17 protein-coding genes and 2 pseudogenes are annotated in these 18,984 nt (G+C 60.5%); 11 read left to right on the forward strand and 8 right to left on the reverse strand.

Features of this window, described 5'->3' with window-relative positions; genetic code table 11:
• The 3 genes and pseudogenes from GHK62_RS25785 to GHK62_RS25795 form a co-directional block, all read right to left on the reverse strand.
• The coding region (locus GHK62_RS25785) for a type II and III secretion system protein family protein (RefSeq protein WP_167528361.1) at window positions 1-1,256 on the reverse strand (1,256 nt) is incomplete at its 3' end.
• Window positions 1,257-1,602: 346 nt separating this feature from the next.
• Window positions 1,603-1,740: pseudogene (locus tag GHK62_RS33720) on the reverse strand (CtpF protein); the annotation flags it as partial.
• 217 nt (window positions 1,741-1,957) lie between these two features.
• Window positions 1,958-2,956, reverse strand: coding sequence for a 4-hydroxyproline epimerase (locus GHK62_RS25795; RefSeq protein ID WP_153441860.1), 999 nt, complete (start codon window positions 2,954-2,956; stop codon window positions 1,958-1,960).
• Between the two features lie 184 nt (window positions 2,957-3,140).
• Between GHK62_RS25795 and GHK62_RS25800 the strand changes: the two genes are divergently transcribed.
• The gene (locus GHK62_RS25800; RefSeq protein WP_153441861.1) at window positions 3,141-3,938 is read left to right on the forward strand and encodes an SDR family NAD(P)-dependent oxidoreductase; all 798 of its coding nucleotides are present in this window, start codon (window positions 3,141-3,143) and stop codon (window positions 3,936-3,938) included.
• An 87-nt stretch (window positions 3,939-4,025) separates the two neighbouring features.
• The gene (gene lhpI, locus GHK62_RS25805) at window positions 4,026-5,756 is read left to right on the forward strand and encodes a cis-3-hydroxy-L-proline dehydratase (protein ID WP_153441862.1); all 1,731 of its coding nucleotides are present in this window, start codon (window positions 4,026-4,028) and stop codon (window positions 5,754-5,756) included.
• Here the strand turns inward: lhpI and GHK62_RS25810 are convergent.
• Both GHK62_RS25810 and GHK62_RS25815 read right to left on the reverse strand, forming a co-directional pair.
• Window positions 5,746-6,124: pseudogene (locus GHK62_RS25810) on the reverse strand (NAD(P)-binding domain-containing protein). The gene lhpI and the pseudogene GHK62_RS25810 overlap by 11 nt on opposite strands.
• Window positions 6,121-6,837 (reverse strand): GntR family transcriptional regulator, encoded by a 717-nt coding sequence (locus GHK62_RS25815; RefSeq protein ID WP_327791099.1) that lies wholly within the window; start codon window positions 6,835-6,837, stop codon window positions 6,121-6,123. The pseudogene GHK62_RS25810 and the gene GHK62_RS25815 overlap by 4 nt, the downstream one beginning before the upstream one ends.
• Before the next feature lie 209 nt (window positions 6,838-7,046).
• Between GHK62_RS25815 and dapA the strand changes: the two genes are divergently transcribed.
• From dapA to GHK62_RS25860, 9 genes are all read left to right on the forward strand, one after another.
• The gene (gene dapA / locus GHK62_RS25820) at window positions 7,047-7,925 is read left to right on the forward strand and encodes a 4-hydroxy-tetrahydrodipicolinate synthase (protein ID WP_153441864.1); all 879 of its coding nucleotides are present in this window, start codon (window positions 7,047-7,049) and stop codon (window positions 7,923-7,925) included.
• A 69-nt stretch (window positions 7,926-7,994) separates the two neighbouring features.
• Window positions 7,995-9,029, forward strand: coding sequence for a proline racemase family protein (locus GHK62_RS25825; protein WP_153441865.1), 1,035 nt, complete (start codon window positions 7,995-7,997; stop codon window positions 9,027-9,029).
• Window positions 9,030-9,045: 16 nt separating this feature from the next.
• Window positions 9,046-10,293 (forward strand): NAD(P)/FAD-dependent oxidoreductase, encoded by a 1,248-nt coding sequence (locus GHK62_RS25830; RefSeq protein WP_153441866.1) that lies wholly within the window; start codon window positions 9,046-9,048, stop codon window positions 10,291-10,293.
• A 24-nt stretch (window positions 10,294-10,317) separates the two neighbouring features.
• Window positions 10,318-11,808 carry an aldehyde dehydrogenase family protein gene (locus GHK62_RS25835; RefSeq protein ID WP_167528362.1) on the forward strand — a complete coding sequence of 497 codons (1,491 nt, stop codon included), beginning with the start codon at window positions 10,318-10,320 and terminating at the stop codon, window positions 11,806-11,808.
• Complete coding sequence (locus GHK62_RS25840) at window positions 11,805-12,557, forward strand: SDR family NAD(P)-dependent oxidoreductase (protein ID WP_184108879.1); 753 nt, start codon at window positions 11,805-11,807, stop codon at window positions 12,555-12,557. The genes GHK62_RS25835 and GHK62_RS25840 overlap by 4 nt, the downstream gene beginning before the upstream one ends.
• 11 nt (window positions 12,558-12,568) lie before the next feature.
• Window positions 12,569-13,324 (forward strand): SDR family NAD(P)-dependent oxidoreductase, encoded by a 756-nt coding sequence (locus GHK62_RS25845; protein ID WP_153441869.1) that lies wholly within the window; start codon window positions 12,569-12,571, stop codon window positions 13,322-13,324.
• Window positions 13,325-13,335: 11 nt separating this feature from the next.
• Window positions 13,336-14,457, forward strand: coding sequence for an Ldh family oxidoreductase (locus GHK62_RS25850; RefSeq protein WP_153441870.1), 1,122 nt, complete (start codon window positions 13,336-13,338; stop codon window positions 14,455-14,457).
• Window positions 14,454-14,741 (forward strand): aminotransferase class III-fold pyridoxal phosphate-dependent enzyme, encoded by a 288-nt coding sequence (locus tag GHK62_RS25855; RefSeq protein WP_153441871.1) that lies wholly within the window; start codon window positions 14,454-14,456, stop codon window positions 14,739-14,741. Before GHK62_RS25850 ends, GHK62_RS25855 begins: the two co-directional genes overlap by 4 nt.
• Before the next feature lie 83 nt (window positions 14,742-14,824).
• Window positions 14,825-15,028, forward strand: a complete 204-nt coding sequence (locus GHK62_RS25860) for an aminotransferase class III-fold pyridoxal phosphate-dependent enzyme (protein ID WP_153441872.1) — start codon at window positions 14,825-14,827, stop codon at window positions 15,026-15,028.
• Window positions 15,029-15,073: 45 nt separating this feature from the next.
• Here GHK62_RS25860 and GHK62_RS25865 read toward each other — a convergent pair whose 3' ends face one another.
• The 3 genes from GHK62_RS25865 to eno all read right to left on the reverse strand — a co-directional run bounded on the left by GHK62_RS25865 (window position 15,074) and on the right by eno (window position 18,984).
• Window positions 15,074-16,366 (reverse strand): Glu/Leu/Phe/Val family dehydrogenase, encoded by a 1,293-nt coding sequence (locus GHK62_RS25865; protein ID WP_153441873.1) that lies wholly within the window; start codon window positions 16,364-16,366, stop codon window positions 15,074-15,076.
• Between the two features lie 168 nt (window positions 16,367-16,534).
• The gene (locus tag GHK62_RS25870; protein WP_153441874.1) at window positions 16,535-17,656 is read right to left on the reverse strand and encodes a tyramine oxidase subunit B; all 1,122 of its coding nucleotides are present in this window, start codon (window positions 17,654-17,656) and stop codon (window positions 16,535-16,537) included.
• 53 nt (window positions 17,657-17,709) lie between these two features.
• Window positions 17,710-18,984 carry a phosphopyruvate hydratase gene (gene eno, locus GHK62_RS25875; RefSeq protein ID WP_153441875.1) on the reverse strand — a complete coding sequence of 425 codons (1,275 nt, stop codon included), beginning with the start codon at window positions 18,982-18,984 and terminating at the stop codon, window positions 17,710-17,712.

An 18,984-nucleotide genomic window follows, 5' to 3' on the forward strand; every position in this document is an offset into this window, starting at 1 on the left:
ATGATGACGAGATCGGACTCCCGCTTCAGGAAGCTCGTCGAGCGGAACAGCGCGCCGATCACCGGAACCTGCGACACCCACGGCAATTGTTGAACGTCCTTGGCATTGATCGACTGCAGCAACCCGGCCATGGCGAAGCTCTGGCCGTCGCGCAGCGCCACCGTTGTCTTCGCCGCGCGCGAGATGAAGCCGGGATTGCCGTTGACGTTGATCGAGGTGTCGAGCTCGGAGACTTCCGGCTCGATCTTGAGACTGATGAGCCCACTGTCGAGCACCACCGGCGTGAAAGTGAGCCTGACGCCGAAGGGCCGGTAATCGGTTTCGGTCGCGACCGTGGCGCCGTTGGCAACCGTCGTCTGGATCGGCACCTCGCCGCCGGCGTGGAAGCTCGCGGTCTCGCCGCTCATGGCGATCAGGTTCGGCTGTGCCAGGCGGCGCACCAGCCCCTTCTGCTCCAGCGCGTTGATGACGACGTCGATCTGGCCGCCGGCAATTTCCAGCACCTTGGCGATCAACTGCCCGAAGGGCTGCATGCCCGTCGCCGCGCCCGCGGCATCTTCCAAGGTGCGGACGAGATTGCCGTCTTCATCTACGCTGATGCCTTGGCTGGTCGTGGCCTTGCCGATGCCGTTCCGGCCCTGGCCGGACCAGCCGATGCCGAGGTCGCGGCCGGTCTGGCGCGAGGCCTCGATCACCCGCACTTCCAGCATGACCTGCTGGGAATCGCTGACACGCAACTGGTTCAGCACCGGCTGATCGGAATAGGACTGAGCGATCTCCAGCACGCGCTGTAATTCGACGGCGTCGCGCACGGTGCCGGTGAGGCGAATGCGGTCGTTGGAGTTGAACACCCGAATCCGCGCTGAAGGTGCGGCGGAACGAATGGCGGCGGCGGCTTCGCTGAAATCGCTGGTGACGCGAATGTCTATGACGCCGAGAAGGTTTTTGTCGTCGTCATAGACCGAGATGTTGGTGGCGCCGATCTGCTTGCCGCGGATGAACAGCGACCGGTCGGAGAGCGGTACGACATCGATAAGTTCGGCGCTGCCGATGACCAGATCACCGAAGGACTTGCCAGTCCTGATCGTTACGGTGTTGTTCGGCGCTAACGTCACGTGCTCCACGGTGCCCGTAAGGCTCACGAATTCTTCCTGGGCGTGCGCCGTACCGATGAGATCGGGGCTCGATAAAGTGCAGGCGACTACCACCACACTCAACGCCGGAAGGGTTCCGGCTCGCGCCAACCCCTTGCTCATTCTGCTTAGCATTCCCGCTTTAGTCTCCGCTCGTTCTCCACCGCCCGGCGGCAAAGCCGCACCTCAATTCTTTCCCATCAACCCGACTCGGCCCCTCTTACGCGAGGCGCACGGTCGCCCATTTCGGCTCTACCGACAAGGTTTGGCTGCGCATTTCACCCCCCACCATCTATAACTGTTTTTCATGATGTCGCTGTCTCACGCCTTGCCGATCCGGCCCGCCACGCTCCTAGCCATGAACAGCCCGTCGGCACAATCACCAGACTGGACGAATGCCATAGGGGAACTACTTGCGGTTGACCTCAGTTAATCCAGGTTGCTTAACCGGGCGGGGACTCTGCTTCGTTACCAGGTAATCGCTCACGCCGGCGTCCAAGAGCTTCTTATAGAGACCGAGATCGTTGGAGCGGCCGATGACGATGACCTTGGTTCCGGTGACGCACTCCACCGCCAAGGCTTCCAGCGCCGCCATCAGCCCAACCTCATCATCATTGGTACTGCGAGACAGAGATCTTATCTTTCGGCGCACAAAGTGGCGCGTGACGATATTGACCATCTCTTCAAAGTCAGAACCAGAAAAGCGCGAAACGAGCTTGGAAGGATTACTATGCGGCATTTTGCTGCAAGTGGGTCAATTGACGGCTGCCAAGGATGTTGGCCTCAAAAAGTCGCTGACGCTTAGATCAACAGGTGACCTGAGGTCAGCTCAGGAACCCCTCAACATATGGCTCCTGGTCATCAATCAACTGAGTGGATGCCCCTGTTATATAGGCGTTCCCTTCTACGCTTGGAATGATTGCAGGCATGCCTGCCGCCAGTGTTACGTGCCGCTCGATCCGGCCCTTGAACGTTGATCCTATCAAGCTCTCATGGGTGAAGACATCGCCGATTTCCTGCTCTCCTCGAGCCGCTCTGAGGGCTACACGCGCCGATGTGCCTGTACCGCAGGGTGAGCGATCGATGATCTTCGGAGTGGCGATCACGACAGCACGTGCATCGCCCCCGTTCGTGGGTGCGCCGCACCACATTGTATGATGTGCGCCTCGAATACTGGGGTTATCCGGGTGGACAACGTCAATGACGCCGGGCAGCATTTTCACGAGAACCTGTGCCATTCGCCGCAACTCTTCAGGCGAATAGTCGGCGCAGTCCCTGAAGTTTTTCTGGCTCTCGACAATGGGATAGAAATTGCCACCGTAAGCTATGTCGAAAACGATGGGGCCGAGGTCGGGGTGGTCCAATTCTACGCCTTGGGCAAGAACAAACGAGGGTACGTTGCTGAACCGAACCCCTGTGACCTTATCGCCGATCCTTTCGTATTTTGCCTCTACAACCCCGGCTGGGGTGTCTAGCCGCACAACTCCTGGCGTAATCGGTTCGAGTAACGCCTTTTCGATGATGAATGTCACCAGTCCTATCGTGGCATGACCACACATCGGTATACATCCCGACGTTTCAAGGTAGAGTACGCCTATATCGCAGTCTTCCCGTGTCGAGGGAACCAGCATTGCCCCCGACATCATCTCATGGCCCCTCGGTTCACACATCAGGCCACTGCGGATCCAATCGTACCTTGTGATAAAATCCAGCCGCCTCTCATTCTGTGTCTCGCCCACGAGATCTGGCTGCCCAGAGACAATCAGGCGAACGGGCATGCCGGCCGTATGGCCCTCGATGCAGTCGAACATGTAACGGGTCATACCAATCACTTCCGTTGAGTGTTGAACACAGCGCCCATGAAGGGCAGGTAGCGCTATGTTGCAGAATGTCGGGCAAATGTCGACAGAAAGATAGAGCAGCCGTTCTCACATGAGCCGGTTGACAGAAGTTCTTTGTCGACATTAGATCGACGCTTCTGAGCCTTACCGAGAAGGAAGCGGTGATATGAGCGCAAGCGCCGGCAGCCAGACGCCACGGGCGGTAGTGACGGGTGGAGCAAGTGGCATCGGTGAGGCGACGGCGCGAAAGTTTGCCTCCTCGGGGTGGAAAGTCATTATCGCCGATATCGATGCTGACCGCGGCCGAGAGATAGCTGGCGAGCTAAGCGTTCAGGGCTTCGATGTGCAGTCTGTTTATCTCGATGTTACAAACGAGGCGGCAGTCCAATCATTTTCAGAGCAGGTGTTTTCTCTAGAAGGCGGAGTTGCAGCTCTGATCAATTCGGGCGGCATACTTCAAAACGCCACGCGGTTGACATCGATGCGTATCGAGGATTTCGACAGAATTCTCGATGTTAATCTGCGTGGAAGCGTTTTGACCGGCAAAGCCTTTGGGAAAAAAATGGCTGAGTCAGGCCATGGTGCGATTATCAACATGTGCTCATTGACGACGTTTCATGCGCTGCCGCAACCCGCATATGCGATGAGCAAGGCGGCCCTGAAAACTCTAACGGAAGTGATGGCAGCCGAATTGGGCCCGCAGGGGGTAAGGGTAAATGCCGTGGCCCCGGGATACACCCTTACTCCGGCGATGAAGGACAGGATCGATAAGGGAGAACGCGATCCATCGAAGGTTATCTCCAAGTCGGCTCTCGGAAGGTTTGTCGAGCCGAGCGAAATTGGAGAAGCCATCTTCTTCCTTTGTTCGCCTGCAGCCGCTGCCATCACAGGTGTGACATTGCCAGTGGACTGCGGTTGGCTGGTCTACTCGGTTTACACTAACGCAGCTGCCCAGCCGGCGTAGACGAATAACGTAGCCCCGAACGGGGTACATTGGTGTCGAGAACACGTCAATCAGAGACGCTAGCAGCAATCATCGGGGGAGTGAGCGATGAATGGAGAATGTCTTGTCGCCGGCATCGGAGCGGGTGAGCTTCTGTTTTCCCACGTCGGCCTCAGCTTCATGGGAGGCGTGCATCCCATGACCGGAGTCGTGATCGACACGCACCATCCACTGCATGGACAAAGCGTTTGCGGGAAGATCCTGGCAATCCCCAGCGGGCGGGGTTCCTGCGCAGGAAGCCTGGCCATCTTCGAACTTATCATGAACGGTCATGCTCCGAGCGCGCTCGTCTTGCAGCACAAGGAGACGATCTTGACCTTGGGCGTGCTTATTGCCAAGGAGCTGTTCCGGAAGAGCATTCCGGTCGTCCGTCTGTCCGCGGAGGACTTTGCCTCACTTGCCGAGGCTCGGCATGCGGTCGTCCACGATGGCCAGGTAGATCTCCACGCAGCCGCTCCCGCCATGGCCGATGACGGCGATTCTGTCACCCTCGATCTCGAGGGTTTCGAACTGACCGAGACTGACCAGCGGTTTCTCGACGGTGAATTCGGCGAGGCGGCACGGGTCGCCATGCGCATCATCATTAGAACCGCGCAGATCGAAGGGGCCCACAGCCTTATCGATGTCGATATGGCGCATATCGACGGATGTTTTTACCACGGGTCGGGCGTTCTTCAATTTGCCAGGAGACTGTTCGAACTGGGTGGCCGCGTTCGCATACGCTCGACCATGAATTCGCTTTGCGTCGATCGGCGCCTGTGGCAAGGCCTCGGCGTCGATCCGGGTCTTGGCAGGCCGTCCGACGAGCTGGCCGATATCTATAGGGCCATGGGCGTCGAGCCGACCTATACATGTGCGCCCTATCTACTCGATAGAGCGCCTGCATTCGGCCAGCGGATCGCCTGGGCGGAATCAAATGCCGTGGTGTTTGCGAACGCGGTGCTGGGCGCGCGCACGATGAAATATCCGGACTATCTCGATATTCTTGTGGCCATAACCGGGCGCGCTCCGAATGCCGATTGTTACCTTCCCGAGAAGCGTCTTGCCACGCTCCGGATAATTGTTCCGCGTCCTGATGTGCTCGACGATTCCTTCTGGCCGGCATTGGGATATCACGTGGGCAAGATCGCAACGAACGACATTCCCGTCCTTACCGGACTGGAGGGGCTACCGATCTCCCTCGATGATCTCAAGGCTTTCGGCGCGGCTTTTGCCACGACGTCGGCTGTGGCGATGTTCCACATTGTTGGCGCAACACCGGAGGCAAGGACCGTCGAAGAGGCGACGGGCGGCTCGCCTGGAGTGGGCCGCCACACGATTACGATCGAGGCGTTGATCGAGACGTGGCGCGAGCTCAACAATGCCGGCTCCGCGGATGTCGATCTCGTATCGCTGGGCAACCCGCATTTCTCGCTGACGGAATGCGAACGGCTCGCGGCACTTTGTACTGGCAGGATGAAGTCGGATAAGGTCGACATGATCGTGACCTGCGGAAGGGACGTTTTCGAGAAAGCCAAGAAGGAGGGCTTTATCGACGTGATCTCGAGGTTCGGCGGCCGGTTCCTCAACGATACCTGCTGGTGCCTGATCTCTGAGCCTGTCATTGCCCCCCGCGTCAGATATATCATGACGAATTCCGGCAAATATGCGCATTACGGTCCCGCCGCCGTGGGCAGGGAGTTCCATTTCGGAAGCCTACAACGCTGCGTCGACGCTGCCTGCAGCGGCTTTGCCGAGACCGCGCTTCCCGGATGGCTGACGGCAGGCTCTATTTCGTGATACGCAACAGCACCCGATCGGTGCGTCGACCAGAGCGCGCGTTCCGCCGTTCTGGTCGAAATCCGTCCAGACCTGTTCGTTCAGGCCTCCCTTGGTGGCGTATTCCCGCGACATCCTGTGACCTCCGCTGCGATTTGCGGCCGCACGGCCAGAAAGACCACGTCGGTGCTGTCTGCGACAGCCTGATTGTCTTCGGCAATCGTGACCTGCGGATAGGTGGCCGCGAGATTCGCTGCGATTTCGGCGTTGCGGGGCGCGACAACGATCGGGTTGGTGAATGCCGGGTCGGCAAGCAGACCCGTGATGATCGCCTTGCTGATCGTTCCCGTCCCGAGAAAGCCAATCGGACCGGTGATGACATCGCTCATTCTGCGGCGCTCAATGGCACGAGAGGAGCTTCGGTGGTGTAGTTTTCGCGCATGAAATTGATGAAGTTGTCCTGGAATTGACGGGTATGGGCGTGGGCGAGTTCGTCTGCTCGCTCCACATCGCGGTTGCGGATCGCTTCCAGCATCAGATTGTGCTCGTCGGTGAGGAGATAGCCTTCATGCGTCCTCTCGAGATATTCGAAATGCAGGTGCAGCATGCGCTGGCCTTGTCCCAGAAGCCGTTCATAGAACGAGGCAAGAAAGGGATTTTTTCCTGCATCCGCGATGGCCATGTGGAAGCGCTTGTTGGCTTCGGACATCGAGAGGTGAACGCCGGTCTTGACCGCCGCCTCGAATTCCTTCTGGCGCTTGGCAATGATCTTGAGATCGGCGTCGGTGCGCAGTGTCGCCGCAAGGCGCGTGTTCATGCGCTGAGCGATGTCCAGGGCTTCGACATATTTCGGGAATGTCCCGACTTCAATCGGCGCGACGATAGTGCTGCGGTTGGAAAGGGTGACCACCAGATCTTCGCCCGCCAGGCGGATCAGCGCCTCCCGGACGGGCGAGCGCGACATGTCGAAACGCTCGGCAAGCGTCGTCTCATCGAGAAGCTGGCCGGGCTGCAATCTCAGCCCCAGGATCTCGGCTCGCAGCGTATCGTAGACGCTTTTCCAGCCGGTGCCACGGATGCGCCTAGGTTCCTGTTCTTCCACTTCAAATCCCTCGCTGCCGATGTGCCTTGACCATAGATTCCAATGGACACCGTGTCGACAAGGATTTTTTCATCTTGACTTTGTCGACATTAAGACGACATAACATCGGCAGACGGAGGACGAATGCAGGTGCCGCCGGACGGCGAAAATGCCCTGCCAAAGACCCTCGGATCGAAACAGTCATAATTCTTGTCAATTGGAGCCTCGCGATGAAACTCACCGGCGTCATGCCTGCCTTGGTCACCCCTTTCGACAAAAACAACAAGATCGACTTCAAGTCGTTTGAAAAGCTTCTGGCCCATCTGCGTGAGGCAGGAGTGACCGGTTGGGTGCCGAACGGTTCGACGGGTGAATATTTCAGCCAGACCACCGAGGAGCGCCGCGACGTCCTGCAGTTCGTCAAGGACTTCGCCAAGCCGGGCGAAATCCTGATCGCCGGCACGAATGCGCCGGCCACGCGCGAGGTTATCGAGCAGACCGAGCTCGCCAAGAAGATCGGCTATGACACGGTTCTGCTCGCGCCACCCTTCTACACCCGCCCGACCCAGGAAGAGCTGATCAAGCACTATGAAACCGTGCTTGCCGCGGTCGACGTCAACCTCGTGCTCTACAGCTACCCGGCGAAGGACGGCTCGGACATAAGCTTCGAACTGATGGAGCACTTTGCCGACAATCCGCGTGTCATCGGCATCAAGGAAAGCTCGGGCGTGTTGCAGCGGGCGATCGATATCGCCAGCCGCTACGAGGGCAAGATCCAATTGGTCAGCGGTTCCGACGATATTGCGCTCGACTTCATGTTCTGGGGTGCGGAAAGCTGGATTTGCGGACCGTCGAACTGCATGGCCAAAGCCTGCTGCGATCTCGACCGCACCTACAAGTCAGGTGATATCGCCAAGGCGCGCGAGATGATGAAGACCCTCTATCGTGCGATGAACATCCTCGAATCCGGAAAATTCGTCCAGAAGATCAAGTATGGCTGCGACCTGCAGGGCTTGCCCGTCGGCGAGTGCCGCGCGCCGCTCGGCCCCCTGACCGATGCCGAGAAGGCCGAGTTCAAGGCCGCGATGCAGCCGATCCTCAACTGGTAAGGTTTTGGAGTCGTTGGGGCCCGGGATCCCGGGCCCCCGTATTGTTTCTGGGGTTCAGGGATCGGGGTCATGCGGTTCAAAAAGGTGCTCTCCGTCGTCGAATGCCATGCGGAGGGCGAGAGCGGAAAGGTCATTGTCGGCGGCGTCGGACAGGTGCCGGGCAAGACGATGTTCGACAAGAAACTTCATTTTGAAAATCACATGGACGAGATCCGCAAGATGGTGCTGTTCGAGCCGCGCGGTGCCGTCTGGCACAATGCCAATATCGTACTGCCGTCCAACCATCCAGATGCGGATATGGGCTATGTGATCCTCGAAACCACCGAATATCCCGCCATGTCCGGGTCGAACACGATGTGCGTCGCGACCGTGCTTCTGGAAACGGGGATCCTTCCCATGCAGGAGCCGGTCACCGAGCTGGTACTTGAGGCGCCGGCAGGCCTCATCCGTGTGCGCTGCGAATGCCGAGACGGCAAGGTGACGAGCGTCCGTCTGGTGAACCAGCCTGCCTTTTGCTACCACGTCGACAGCAAGATCGAGGTTGACGGCCTGGGTACGGTCGGGGTCGACATCGTCTATGGCGGCATGACCTATGTGATGGTCGACGCTGCAACACTCGGCTTTTCGATCGATCCGTCCGAAGCGCGGGAACTGTGCGAACTCGGGCAGCGGCTGAAAGCCGCCGCGGTGGAGCAGCTTGCGGTCGAACATCCCGAAAACCCTGCCATTCCGGGCATCACCAACACGGAATTCATGGGCCCGCTGCGCCGCGAGAACGGCCAACTGGTGTCAAAGAATTGCGTCGTCGTTTCTCCCGGCCGCTGTGATCGCTCGCCCTGCGGCACGGGTTCGTCGGCCCGCTTGGCCCTGCTTCATGCCAGAGGTCTGATCGCGCCCGGGGAAACACTGGTGCATGAATCCATCACCGGCAGCCGCTTTTTGTGCACCATCGACGGTTTGGCCAAGGTCGGTCGATACGACGCCGTCATTCCCGCGATATCTGGCCAGGCATGGATCACCGGCTTTCACCAGATGGGCATGGATCCGACCGATCCGTATCCGAATGGCTTCACGGTGGCCGACACCTGGATGGCAACTGTTTGATCCGGCGGACTGCAACATGAGCACTTCATCCACGATCGCAATTGTCGGCGCCGGCGTTATCGGCACCACGCTGGCTTATGACCTGCAGCGCCGCGGGCATTCCGTCCAGTTGATCGAGCGGGATGGTCCGGGCACCGGAGCAAGCTTTGGCAATATGGCAAGCATTGCCGTGACCGAGTTCATGCCCGCTTCCCGACCGGCGATCTGGAAACAGATGCCCAAATGGCTTCTCGACCCGGAAGGCCCGGTGCGTGTCCGGCCGTCCTATATGCCGCGGCTTATCCCCTGGTTCCTGCGTTTTCTGGCAGCAAGCCGTCCCTCGAAGCTTCGCGAACTCGAAGCAGCAGGCGCGGTCCTCTGCCATCGCGTGCATGAGGACCTCGATGCGCTCCTGAAAGAGACCGGTCTGACTCACATGCTGAGCGCCGAAGGCTGCCTCAGCCTCTATGCCGACGAGGCCGAGTTCAAGGCCGATCGCGATCATATCGAGATCCTGGAGCGCTTCGGCTTCCGCCACGAAATCCTCGGCGGCAACGCCATCCGCGACCTTGAGCCGGCACTGACGACGAAGATCGGCAAAGCGGTGCTCTTTCCCGACAACCGGTCGGTTGCAGACCCTTACAGGCTCGTCATCGCTCTCGCCGAACGCTTCCAGGCCCTCGGCGGTACGATCATTCGCGGCGACGTCGGCGGCTTCGACGTTGGCGAGGGCGGGGTGAAGGCTGTCCGCCTGAAGGACGGCCGCGCCATCAATGCCGACAAGACCGTGCTTGCGGCCGGCGTCTTTACCGCCCGCATGGCCGGGGATCTCGGCGAGCCGATCCCGCTCGAAACCGAACGCGGCTATCACACCCAGATCATGGATCCCGGTATTTCCATGCGCCATTCGATCATCTGGCCGGCCAAGGCCTTCATGGTGACACCGACGGCAGGCGGCATCCGCGTCGGCGGCACGGTGGAAATGGCGGGCATCGACGCCGCACCGGACTATCGCCGCGCCAAGATCACCGTCAAGCGCGCGCTCGAAGCTCTGCCCGATTTGAAAGTGCGTCAGACGAGTGAATGGATGGGCCACCGTCCGGCCTTCCCAGACACGGTGCCTGTCATGAGCGCCTCTGCCAGGCATCGCGATCTCTATTATGCGACCGGCCATGGCCATCTCGGGCTCACCTATGCCGCGACCAATGCGCGGCTGATGGGGGACCTGATTTCCGGGGTCACCCCGCCCGTCGATCTTACCCCCTATCGTGTCGACCGGTTCTGAGCCGGGTTGCCAATGGAGTATCTGATGCAGGACAAACTCTATATCGATGGAAAATGGGTTGCCCCCGCAAAGGGCGGCACGGCCGATGTCATCAATCCAGCGACAGAAGAGGTGATCCAGCAAATCGCGCTCGCAACCGAGGAGGATGTCGATCTCGCCGTGAAGGCAGCGCGACGCGCCTTCGACAAGGATGGTTGGCCGAAGCTCACCGGCGCCGAGCGCGCCAAATATCTGCGCGCCATCGCGGCCGGCATTCGCGCCCGGCAGGCCGATATCGCCCGGCTTGAAGTGCTCGACAATGGCAAGCCTTTCCCGGAGGCGGACTGGGACATCGCCGACGCTGCCGGTTGCTTCGATTTCTATGCCGGGCTGGCTGAGGAATTCGACACGAAATCCGTCGAGCCGGTCCTGCTCGGCGATGCCCGCTTCACCTCCAAGGCGGTCAAGGAGCCAATGGGCGTCGTCGGAGCGATTGTCCCCTGGAACTATCCCTTGCTTATGGCATCGTGGAAGGTGGCGCCGGCGCTTGCGGCAGGTTGCACGGTCGTGCTGAAGCCGGCTGAACTCACCTCGCTGACCGCCCTTGAACTGGCCGCCATCGCCGATGATGTTGGATTGCCGGCCGGCGTGCTGAACGTCGTGACAGGGGCGGGTTCGATCGCCGGACAGGCCGTCGTCGACCACCCCCTTGTTGACAAGCTCGCCTTCACCGGCTCCGGCCCCGTCGGCTCGAAGATGATGGCGCAGGCAGCGCGAGACGTAAAGCGCATCAGCCTCGAGCTTGGCGGCAAGTCGCCTTTCGTCGTTTTCGACGATGCCGATATCGAACAGGCCGTCGAGTGGATCATGTTCGGCATCTTCTGGAACCAGGGACAAGTCTGCTCGGCGACCTCCCGCGTTCTGGTGGAGCAGGGCATCTATGAGAGGCTGCTTGCCCGCCTGATCGAGGAAACCAGGAAGATCACCATCGGCAATGGCCTCGATGACGGGATCCTGCTCGGACCGCTCGTTTCTGCGCGACAATATTCGAACGTCGTGCGCGATATAGAGAAAGCAAAGGCAACTGGCGCGACCATTGCTTGCGGCGGCAAGCGCCCTGATGGTTTCGACAAGGGTTATTACCTGGAACCCACTATCCTGACTGACGTGCCGCTCGACAGCGAGGCGTGGGTCGAGGAAATCTTCGGACCGGTGGTTTGCATCCGCCCGTTTGCTACGGAAGAAGAGGCAATCCATCTCGCCAATGACAGCCGCTTCGGGCTTGCCGCAGCCGTAATGTCCAAGGACGATGCGCGCACTGAGCGTGTCGCAGCCGCCTTCCGCGCCGGCATTGTCTGGATCAACTGCTCGCAGCCGACTTTCACCGAAGCGCCGTGGGGCGGCTACAAGCAGTCCGGAATCGGCCGCGAACTTGGCCGCTGGGGCTTTGAAAACTATCTCGAAACCAAGCAGATCACCCGATTTGCCACCGATGATCCCTGGGGTTGGTACATCAAGCCGGAGGCACGCCGGTGAGCAAGGCGCTTTCCGGCCAGACCATCCTGGTGACCGGTGCATCGGGCGAGATTGGCCGCGCTATTGTCAAGGCTTTGGCAGAGGACGGCGCCCGGCCGATCATTCATTACGGCCGCGACCGAGCCGGCGCGGAAAGGCTGAATGCCGAAATCGACGGAAGAGGCATCATCGTGTCTGCCGATCTGTCGGCGGCGGATGGCGCTTCCGCGCTCTGGCAGCGCTCGCTCGAAGCGGCGGGTCGCATCCATGGGCTGGTCAACAATGCCGGAATCTTGAGCCGCATTGCGATCGACGCCGATCTCGATCAATGGCGCTCAGTTTGGCAAAGGGATTTCCAGGTCAATTTCTTTGCCGCCGCCGATCTCGCGAAAGAAGCAATCCGGCATTTCAAGGCGAATGGTGGTGGACGCATCATCAACATGGCGAGCCGGGCGGGCCAGCGCGGCTATGCGGCTGACGCAATGCCCTATGGCGCGACGAAGGCGGCGCTCGTCAATCTGACCAAATCGATCGCCCGCAGCTTCGGCGCCGACGGCGTGACCGCGATTGCGCCCGGATGGGTGCGTACCCGCATGGCTGAGGAGTTCGTTGCCAAGAACGGTAAGCAGGCGGCGGTTGGAGAAATTCCAATCGGCGAAATGGCGGAACCGGAAGCGGTCGCTGAATTGGTAGCCTTCGCCCTTCGCGCCTCGCAGGCATCGCTGAACGGCGCGACACTCGACGTCAATGGTGGCAGCTACATCCGTTAGGGAGAGATCGAATGCAACGTTTCGAAGGCAAAGTCGCGGTGGTCACCGGCGCTGGCGGCGGAATAGGCTCGGCGATTGCCAAGCGCCTCGCCTCTGAAGGCGCGTTGGTTGTTGTAACGGACGGCAATGCAGAGGCTGCCAAGGCGGTGACGGCAGATATCCGCGCCGCTGGCTGGCAGGCCGAAACGATTACGGCAAACATCGCGGAGAAAGGCGAATGCGCTTCGCTGATTTCGGATAGCTTTGCGCTGCATGGTCGCCTCGACGCGCTGGTCAACAATGCGGGCATCAACCGGCGCGGCAACCTGCTGTCGCTCTCCGACGAGGACTGGTCGATCAGCTTTGCCGTCAATCTCGATTCGATGTTTCATTTGTGCCGGGCTGCCCTGCCGCTGATGATCGAAGCCGGTGGCGGCGCTATCGTTAATACCGCCTCGCAATGGGGTCTCTATCCCGCACCCAACCACATCGCCTACAACACGACCAAGGCCGCCGTTGCCGCCTTTACCCAGAATCTCGCGCGCGACTATGCGCCGGTCAAGATCCGCGTGAACGCCGTCTGCCCCGGCGAAATCCACACGCCGATGCTGGAAGCGGGGGTCAAGCGGTCCGGCCGCACGATTGCCGACCTCGACAAGCTGGTTCCCTTCGGACGTATCGGCAAGCCCGAGGAAGTCGCCGCACTCGTCGCCTTCCTCGCCTCGGACGAGGCGCAATTCATCTGCGGCTCGCTGGTCGAGATCACCGGCGCGCAGCCGGTGTCGTGAGGGCCTTGCGCATGTGCAATGGTCGCGGGGGCGACAGCGTCACGGTTTCCTTCGAGGATCTTCGTGCCCTGCTGAAGCGGATATTCCTGAAGGCAGGTACGGCGGAGTCGGTCGCGGATGTTCTGGCCGACAATTGCGCCGCCTGCGAACGGGATGGCTGCCACAGCCATGGCATTTTCCGCATGCCCGGCTATGTGACAAACCTGGAAACCGGATGGGTGGATGGTAGGGCCGTACCGAATGCTCAGGAGGTTGGCCCATCCTTCCTGCGCATCGATGCCCGGAACGGCTTTGCCCAGCCAGCCTTTGAGGCATTCCGGCCGCAGGTCGGCCAGATGATCGAGGCGACCGGCGTTGCGGTTGCTGCGATCAACAACTCGCATCACTTCAGCGCGCTCTGGCCGGAACTGGAGCCCTTCGCCCAGTTAGGCTTTGTTGGGCTTAGCGTTGTCACGGGTGGGTGCGTGGTCGTTCCCCCAGGCGGGCGCAAGCGTGTCCTCGGAACAAATCCCATCGCTTTCGCGACACCGGTCGGCGGTTCCGATCCTCTGATTTTCGACTTTGCCACAAGCAATATGTCCCATGGCGATCTCACCATTGCTGCCGGTTCCGGTCGGAAAGTGCCATATGGAACGGGAGTGGATCGCGACGGCCGGCTGAGCGACGACCCCGTTGCGATCAATGACGGTGGCGGCATCCTGCCATTTGGCGGCCACAAGGGCGCGGCGATCTCGCTGATGGTCGAGGTCCTGGCCTCGGCGCTGACCGGCGGAAAGTTCGCGGCGGAAGTGGATTTCGCCGGCTATCCCGGCGCGAACGCGCCGAAGACCGGCCAGCTCCTGATCTTCATCGATCCCGCGCGCGGGGGCAACCGCGGGTTCAGCAGCCGGGTCTCCGATTTGCTGGAAATGCTGCGCGAGGCCGGACAGGAACGGTTTCCGTCGCAGCAACGGTACCAGCGTCGTGTCGCAGCGTTGAAGGATGGCATCCCAATCCGCACCGCCGAGTTCGAGAATCTGGAAGCTCTAGCAAATGGAGGAAGTTCGGCCGATGGCTGTCGCGGGGACCTTAGTTCCTTGCGCGGCAAGCGCTTTTGTCTAATCCATGTCGGCAAGGGACCGACAGCCGTTTGACGAACCGCCGGTCCAACCCGATGTTCGGCTGCCAGTATTATGGCTTCCAGGCTGACATCATGGTCCTGTCGAAGCAGATCACCTCAACCTATCAGCCGCTCGCGGCGATCGTGGTCTCGGACGTAATAAACGATATTCATACTGCGAACAACGGCAGGATCGGTAGCTACGCACACAGCTTCACCCGGTTTCGACCGCCGTTGCGCTGGAAAATCTGGCTGTCATCGGAGCGGCAATTGGTCGACCATGCGAAGGTCTGGGCGCACGCCTGCAGGCGGGCCTGAATGGCCCGGCATCGCACCGCTGGTCGGCGACGTCCGCACCATCGGGCTAGGGTGGCACTGGTTGCCGACAAGGTGACCAACGCATGTTTGACCCGCGAGGTGCATTGGGCGCCTATGTCTTCCGGCAGGCGCATGAGCATGGGCTGATCATCCGCAGCATCTACGACACCATCTCCTTCTGCCCGCCGTTTATCATCACCGAAGACCAGGTCTTGGCCGTGATCGATGCTTTCGCCTGCACGCTCGACGATGCCGCAAAGTGGCTCGAAACCGGGAGTCTTGCATAGATGAAGCGCAAGACGGCCGTTGGGCCGCCTCCTGTTTCGTGGATTTCAGGGATAGAGGCCCCTGCGCTGGCGGGCGGCAAGGACCCTCTGGCAGGCAATGATGAAAGCGGCGGTTCGAAGCGACACGCCACGATCAGCGGCGAGTGTCCAGATCGCATCGAAGGCGCCGATCATGATCTGCTCGAGCCGGGCGTTGATCTCGTCTTCGGTCCAGAAGAATGATGAGAAATCCTGCACCCATTCGAAATAGGACACAGTCACGCCGCCCGCATTGGCTAGGACATCAGGGACGACGATGATACCGCGGTCGCGCAGGACGTCGTCGGCTCCGGGTGTTGTCGGACCATTTGCGCCTTCAACGACGATGCGCGTCGGAAGCGTTGCCGCGCGACGGGCGTCTATCTGGCCTTCCATCGCCGCCGGGACGACGAAGTCTGTTGGTATCTGCCAGAACTCCTCGCCCGCCGCGGTTTTCTCTGAGGCGTACCCGGCCAGCCGGCCATGTTGTTCAGTATAGGCCAGCGCCTTGGTGATATCGATTCCGGCTTCGTCGATAATGGTGGCGGAATCATCCTGAAGGGCGATGATCTTCGCGCCGGCCGCCCGAAACATTGCGGCAGCCGTGCCGCCGACATTGCCGAAGCCTTGAACTGCGACGCGTGAGCCTTCGATCGGAATTCCGGAGCGGCGTGCAGTCTCGCGCGCGGTGATGAAGACCCCGCGGCCGGTTGCTTCCCGGCGACCGAGCGAACCGCCAAGTGATAGCGGTTTTCCGGTGACCACGTCGGTCGTGGTCCCGCCGACATTCATGGAATAGGTGTCCATCATCCACGCCATTGTTTGTTCATTGGTGCCGACATCGGGCGCGGGAATGTCACGGTTTGGCCCGATGAAGTTGCCGATCTCCGATGTGTAGCGGCGCGTTACGCGTTGTAACTCGTCGAGGGAATGGTGGCGTGGATCGATGCGGACGCCGCCCTTCGCGCCGCCGTACGGCAGATTCAGCGCGGCATTCTTGATTGTCATCCACCCAGCAAGCGCCATCACCTCGTTGAGGTTAACGTCAGGGTGAAAGCGCACCCCGCCCTTGCCGGGGCCCCGCGAAAGTGTGTGTTGGACGCGATAGCCTTCGTAATGTGCGATCGTGCCGTCGTCACGCACGATCGGTACGTCGACGATCATTGTCCGTTTCGGTCGCTTAAGCGTGTCTGACGAGCGCGCGAGATCGCCGAGATGGGGCGTCACGCGGTCGATCTGTTCGAGGAAATTTGCCCAAGGCTGCGTTGCGTCAGCGCTTATGTAAGACAGCCCGGCTCTATCGCGAACCATAACATTCATATCACGTCCTCTGATGGTTGGGGAAAGCAGTGACCTTGGAGCCTGGCCCAAAAGGCGAAATCGCCCGCGACAGTCGTAGACAATCGACCGCCGCCGGCTATTTTGGGTCGCAGCGCGGGAGACGTTATAGGCCAGGCGGCGCGGGCCGGCCGCCAGGCTTTTGGGCGCTCAGGCCTGGCTGGGCTTGTCCCATAGGTTCAGCGACTGGCCGATGCCATTCTTGAGTGCCGTCTGGTAGCACTCATAGCCCCAGCTGATGTCAAAGACAGCCATGCCGCAGGCGATGAAGATTACGCGATCCTTGGACGTTTCGCGTCCGGGCTTCTTGCCGTTGACCACGTCGCCGAGGCCGGTCGAGTCATGCAGCGCCGGCAGCTTTCCGGCATCGATCAGCCGGAAGAAAGGACCGCCGATGACGCCGCTGTAATAGGCTTCCTTGTTGCCGGAGGCGACGGCATCCTCCACATAGGCTTCCTGCAGCGCGGTGTGGTCGTAGACGATCTTGGCGCTGGTGAGGAAGCTTTCCTCGGTGTTGAACGGGCCGGAAACGAGGATGGTGGCGCCTTCCTTGATCCATTCGTCGTTGAAGAAAAGCGGCTTCAAACGCGACGCGGCGACAGTGACGACATCAGCGCCGCGGAAACCTGCCTCGGCATCATCGACGCCCACGGCTTCGACATTATAGGTCTCCTTGACCCAGGCCGCGAACTCGTTGGCCTTGTCGAGGAAGATGTCGAAGCAGACGACCTTTTCGACAGCCTTGAGCTGGGTCATGATCGCCGAGAAGCAAGCCTTGTTGATCGGGCCGCAGCCGATCACCGAGACGACTTTCGAATCAGCATTGGCGAGATGCTTGGCGGCCACGCCCGGCACGCCGCCGGTGCGGGCCGCGCTCAGCAAGTTGGCGGACATCAGCGCGAGCGGCGCGCCGGTGTCCTTGTCGTTGAGCATCATGGTCAGTACCGAACGCGGCAAGCCCTTCGACGCATTGGCATGGTTGGAGCCGTACCACTTGTTGCCGCAGACGTCGAAGCGCCCGCCGAGATAGCCTGGCATGGCGGCAAAACGGCGGTCTGGACCGGCAACCGGCATGTTCGGGAACTTCGTTTCCTTCGGGAAGACGATGTTGAGGCCATGGCTGTTGTGGTTTGCGCCACCCATCAGATAGTCGCCTTCGCCGAGCAGGCTGAACGTTTCTTCGCAGATGGTGACGCAACGCTCGGCATCAAGGACGCCGGCTGCGATCATATCGGGTTCGGACAGGTAGAGAAAATCGATCCGGGGATACATGACTTTGCCTTTCGAATGGATGTTGAAGGGGGTTGATGAGCCGTCGTCCGAGCTCAGAAGCGCAGAAGGGGTTTGATGTCGTAGAGCCGGCAGTCAGGGCTGCGCGCGTTGGCGCGCATCAGGAAGTTCAGTTTTTCGATGCGTTCGCCCGATCGCGGGGCACCGTTCTTCTGGAACGGAACCTGCAGGCCGACGGAAAAGTCCATCACGACATCATCGACCACGCCACCGGAACGGCCCGATGGCACGGCGATCATCCCGTGTTCAGAGGCGAACCGGTAGGCGTCCATCGCCTCGGTGATGGTCCCCACCTGATTGGGTTTCAGGACGAAGCCGTCGACCGCATGTTCCTCATGGGCGCGGCGAAGCAGGGGCAGGCTAGTGACGGTCAAGTCGTCGCCGAGGATGATGGTTCGCGGCAGTTCCTGCACGGCCTTCCGGTAGCCCTCCCAATCGTTCTCGTCGAGAAGATCTTCGATAAAGACGAAGTCGAAGGTTTCAGTGAGCTTGCGCACATAGGCGATCAGCGCGCTGGAGGTGACGCGCTCGCCCTTCAAAAGGTAGGTCTTGGTTGTGGCGTCATACATCTCGCTCGACGCGCAATCGAGCGCGAATGAGATCCTGCCGCGATAGCCGCACTCGTCGATCGCCCTGCGCATCATGGAGAGGACCACCGCCGGATCGTCCGACGGTGCTGCATAGCCGTAGGAGCCGGCGACCTGCGGCTTATGGCCGAGATAGGCGGTGAGGACGGAGCCGAGGTGGTTGAACATCGTCACCGCCATTTCGACGGCTTCGTCGATGCTGTCCGTTCCATGCGGAACGATCAGGAATTCGTTGAAGGACTGCGTGAAATTCTCGTAGCGGCCCCCGTTGATGACGTTGAAGCAGGGTACCGGAACGGTCCTGATGTCGCCTCCGGCGATGTGATTGTAGAGCGGGATGCGGCGGGAAGCGGCGGCCGCCCTGAATGCGGCAATCGACGCTGAATAGATAGTATTGCCGCCGAGATTGCGCTTGTCCGGCGTGCCGTCAAGCGCGATCATCTTCTCGTCGATCGCTCGCTGATCGAACACATCCATGCCGATAAGGGCGGGGCCGATTATGTTGACGGCTTTGTCGACCGCCTTGTGGACGCTCAGGCCCTTGTAGCTCGACGGGTCGCCGTCGCGCAGCACGAAGGCTTCATACATGCCGACAGACGTGCCGGTCGGTGCAGCGCCAAGGCCGATAGCGCCGCTTTCGGTGCGGATTTCCACCTCGACGGCGGGGCGGCACTTGCAGTCGATGATCTGCTGGGCGCGAAGGGATACGATCTTGTCCTGCAT

The organism is Sinorhizobium terangae (assembly GCF_009601505.1).
GTDB lineage: Bacteria > Pseudomonadota > Alphaproteobacteria > Rhizobiales > Rhizobiaceae > Sinorhizobium > Sinorhizobium terangae.

Excerpts from the sequence above, each read along its gene's own strand:
- GHK62_RS25865 (WP_153441873.1), bottom strand. The coding sequence starts at position 16,366 with ATGAATGTTATGGTTCGCGATAGAGCCGGGCTGTCTTACATAAGCGCT.
- GHK62_RS25800 (WP_153441861.1), top strand. The coding sequence starts at position 3,141 with ATGAGCGCAAGCGCCGGCAGCCAGACGCCACGGGCGGTAGTGACGGGT.
- GHK62_RS25795 (WP_153441860.1), bottom strand. The coding sequence starts at position 2,956 with ATGACCCGTTACATGTTCGACTGCATCGAGGGCCATACGGCCGGCATG.
- lhpI (WP_153441862.1), top strand. The coding sequence starts at position 4,026 with ATGAATGGAGAATGTCTTGTCGCCGGCATCGGAGCGGGTGAGCTTCTG.
- GHK62_RS25830 (WP_153441866.1), top strand. The coding sequence starts at position 9,046 with ATGAGCACTTCATCCACGATCGCAATTGTCGGCGCCGGCGTTATCGGC.
- GHK62_RS25870 (WP_153441874.1), bottom strand. The coding sequence starts at position 17,656 with ATGTATCCCCGGATCGATTTTCTCTACCTGTCCGAACCCGATATGATC.
- GHK62_RS25860 (WP_153441872.1), top strand. The coding sequence starts at position 14,825 with ATGTTTGACCCGCGAGGTGCATTGGGCGCCTATGTCTTCCGGCAGGCG.
- GHK62_RS25845 (WP_153441869.1), top strand. The coding sequence starts at position 12,569 with ATGCAACGTTTCGAAGGCAAAGTCGCGGTGGTCACCGGCGCTGGCGGC.
- GHK62_RS25835 (WP_167528362.1), top strand. The coding sequence starts at position 10,318 with ATGCAGGACAAACTCTATATCGATGGAAAATGGGTTGCCCCCGCAAAG.
- GHK62_RS25850 (WP_153441870.1), top strand. The coding sequence starts at position 13,336 with ATGTGCAATGGTCGCGGGGGCGACAGCGTCACGGTTTCCTTCGAGGAT.
- dapA (WP_153441864.1), top strand. The coding sequence starts at position 7,047 with ATGAAACTCACCGGCGTCATGCCTGCCTTGGTCACCCCTTTCGACAAA.
- eno (WP_153441875.1), bottom strand. The coding sequence starts at position 18,984 with ATGCAGGACAAGATCGTATCCCTTCGCGCCCAGCAGATCATCGACTGC.
- GHK62_RS25825 (WP_153441865.1), top strand. The coding sequence starts at position 7,995 with ATGCGGTTCAAAAAGGTGCTCTCCGTCGTCGAATGCCATGCGGAGGGC.